5 protein-coding genes are annotated in these 2,555 nt (G+C 25.8%); all 5 read right to left on the bottom strand.

Going from position 1 to position 2,555, the window contains the following annotated elements; all coding sequences use genetic code 11:
• Positions 1-203: late competence development ComFB family protein (locus VK998_RS09130; RefSeq protein WP_325227814.1), on the bottom strand; the 203-nt coding region annotated here is incomplete at its 3' end.
• Between the two features lie 26 nt (positions 204-229).
• Complete coding sequence (locus VK998_RS09125; RefSeq protein ID WP_325227812.1) at positions 230-1,255, bottom strand: hypothetical protein; 1,026 nt, start codon at positions 1,253-1,255, stop codon at positions 230-232.
• A 16-nt stretch (positions 1,256-1,271) separates the two neighbouring features.
• On the bottom strand, positions 1,272-1,826 hold the full coding sequence (locus tag VK998_RS09120) for a PilW family protein (RefSeq protein WP_325227810.1): 555 nt from the start codon (positions 1,824-1,826) through the stop codon (positions 1,272-1,274).
• Positions 1,827-1,829: 3 nt separating this feature from the next.
• Positions 1,830-2,267 (bottom strand): hypothetical protein, encoded by a 438-nt coding sequence (locus VK998_RS09115; RefSeq protein ID WP_325227808.1) that lies wholly within the window; start codon positions 2,265-2,267, stop codon positions 1,830-1,832.
• A 13-nt stretch (positions 2,268-2,280) separates the two neighbouring features.
• Positions 2,281-2,555 (bottom strand): hypothetical protein (locus tag VK998_RS09110; RefSeq protein ID WP_325227807.1); only part of this gene is annotated, 275 nt, incomplete at its 5' end.

Below are 2,555 nucleotides of genomic sequence, written 5' to 3'. Positions count from 1 at the left end.
GCATCAAATTGATAGTCTAAAGTATATGCTTTCCCAAACAACTCTCCTTTTTCAGTAACAACATATTTAGGTTTTAAATTATTTAATGCAATAGCAGCAATATCTAATTTACATTTCTCACAGGTACATATATCATATTTATCCTTTAATATCTTATTTATTGTATGAATAACTTCATCTTCCATTAAATTTCGTAACTCCACAATATTCCCTCCCTATAATAATAAAGTTATTGACCTTTTATAACTTGAACCTCAGGTTCAATAAAATTTGGTAGATATATTCCATAATTTTTAATTTCATGTAAATTGTAATTTATGTTAATCCTATCATCTACATTGAAATCTTGACAACAATTATTTAATAAAACGATCCCTTCAATATTTACATCCCTAGAAGAATCAATGTAAATTTCCCCATTATTGACAATTAAAATACCACAAAACTGAAAATCATTATGAATATTTAAATCTCCTTCTATATATAGAATACCTTTCAACGTCACTTTATCTGAATCATTTTCAGACTCGATTATTAGATTAGGAAAAAAATTATCGTTTCTAGATATTATGAATACTTCTTCCTCAACTAAAACCTCTTCCTTTACTGGAAATTCCATATTGTTTCTGTAGTATTCAATATTAGTTCTACTATCTAAATCTTTAATTATTCTTATTTCTTCATAATCCATGGATTCTATCCCAATTATATCACTAGAAGAATCCGGTATTTCGATACTATCTTCTAAAGTCAATATATAATTTTCAAATTTTTTAATCTTATCTGGATGAATAAGTCTTTTTGATAATACTGGAACCTTCATTTCAAATAAATCATTGATTATAGTAGTTCTAACTATAACATTCTTTTTTATACCAGAATAAGTACTATAGGTTTCAAGCTCTAAATACCTTCTATTGTCTTCTATAAAGTTAAGTTTAACAATATTATTGTTATCTTCCTTATATAAATCCTTATTATCTAAAATAATTCTTCTATTGCTTGTACCTCCTATCCTTCCATATCTTATATACTTTTTTATCTTTGGCATTAATTGATCATAATAATATTCATCTTTATTTAACACGATATGTATTTTACTTTCTGCAAGATAATAGGCTTGTATATTATTTTGACTAGAATTTACAATTAAATATTCTAAATTAGAAGTATATATTAAAAACAATGAAGAAATCAATATTATTGACATGGTAAATAAAGCTATAATAGATATAAACCCTTTGTCCTCAACCACAACCTCACCTCGTATATTAATAGATAGTAGGACATCTAACACTTAGCTTTGATTGTAGTTTTATTTCTTTCAAATCTTTTCCTTCTAAAATAAATATTAGCTCAATTAGTTTGGTATTAAAATTTATATTTGTTCCTTCCACCGATTCTATGAATTCAGCTATTTCGTTGTGTCCACTAAATTCACTACCTTTAGGCAGTTTATCATTTACCCTATTTGCAGCAATCCTATAAATCTTATTGTTTTTGAAATAATATGTAATATAATTATATTTAAACGTTTTATTAGAATCGTAATTCATAATTACAAATCCAAAATGATCTTCATATTCTTCATCTAATGAATCAAATTTCTCCGTAGATATTATCTTGTCCGCTGATCTTATTTCCCTTTTAATATATTCCAATGCATATCTTCCATTTAATAATACCTCATCTTCAATATCTCCTAGTTTACAACATCTTACGCTAAAGTTAAGCATGGAAAATATAGCCAAAAATAATATAGAATTAATTGCCAAAGCTAATATAAGTTCAATTAATGTGAAACCTCCTTCTCTCTTCAATTTCATATTTCACCTCTTTTTAGGAATAGGTACGAAAGTTAATAAATCAACAGTCTTTATTCTTTTATTTCCTTGACATGAGGCTACTTCTACTTGTATTTTCCACAAATCTTTGCTGCTATTTTCCTTATATATTATACATTGATAGTCATATTCTTGATTATTATTAAAAGGCAACCTAATTGCTATAGCTTCTGAAACAATAAAAATCTCTATCAATTCTTCTATATTCATGTCAAATATATATTCTTCGTCTGTCCAATTATAATCAAAAGATTTGATTTGTTCTATAGTAGATTCTGCAATTAATAACATATTCATTTTATCTTTAGTCTTCTTTATATTGCCTAAAGCTGTATTTAAAATTGGTAAACAACTTACAGCTATAATCCCTATTAAATATAATCCCATTAAAGACTCTGTAAATAAAAAACCTTTATTATTCATTTTAACCTCCAATTTAGTCAAAATAAATATTTACTTTGCCTGTAGCAGGGGTCACTCTAATCTCAATACTCTTCCCTTTACTATTTTTTAAATTTATAGTCCCAGATTCCCTAGGTGCACCTGTATGATTGAATACTAACTCATTGCTATCAATATTAGTTCCTACAATTTTTATCCCACTAGTAAATTCTTTTTTCTTAATAATTTCAGTTAAGTTATCATATTTAAATATAATATAAGAATTACTATTTATCATAATATCTACTCTATACAATTTTGATTCGACTA

Origin of the sequence: Schnuerera sp. (assembly GCF_035459645.1) — a bacterium.
Classification (GTDB): Bacteria; Bacillota; Clostridia; order Tissierellales; family Tepidimicrobiaceae; genus Schnuerera.
Note: the sequence above shows the minus strand (reverse complement) of the source record. Positions and strands in the feature narration are given on the sequence as shown.

Excerpts from the sequence above, each read along its gene's own strand:
- VK998_RS09115 (WP_325227808.1), bottom strand. The coding sequence starts at position 2,267 with ATGAATAATAAAGGTTTTTTATTTACAGAGTCTTTAATGGGATTATAT.
- VK998_RS09120 (WP_325227810.1), bottom strand. The coding sequence starts at position 1,826 with ATGAAATTGAAGAGAGAAGGAGGTTTCACATTAATTGAACTTATATTA.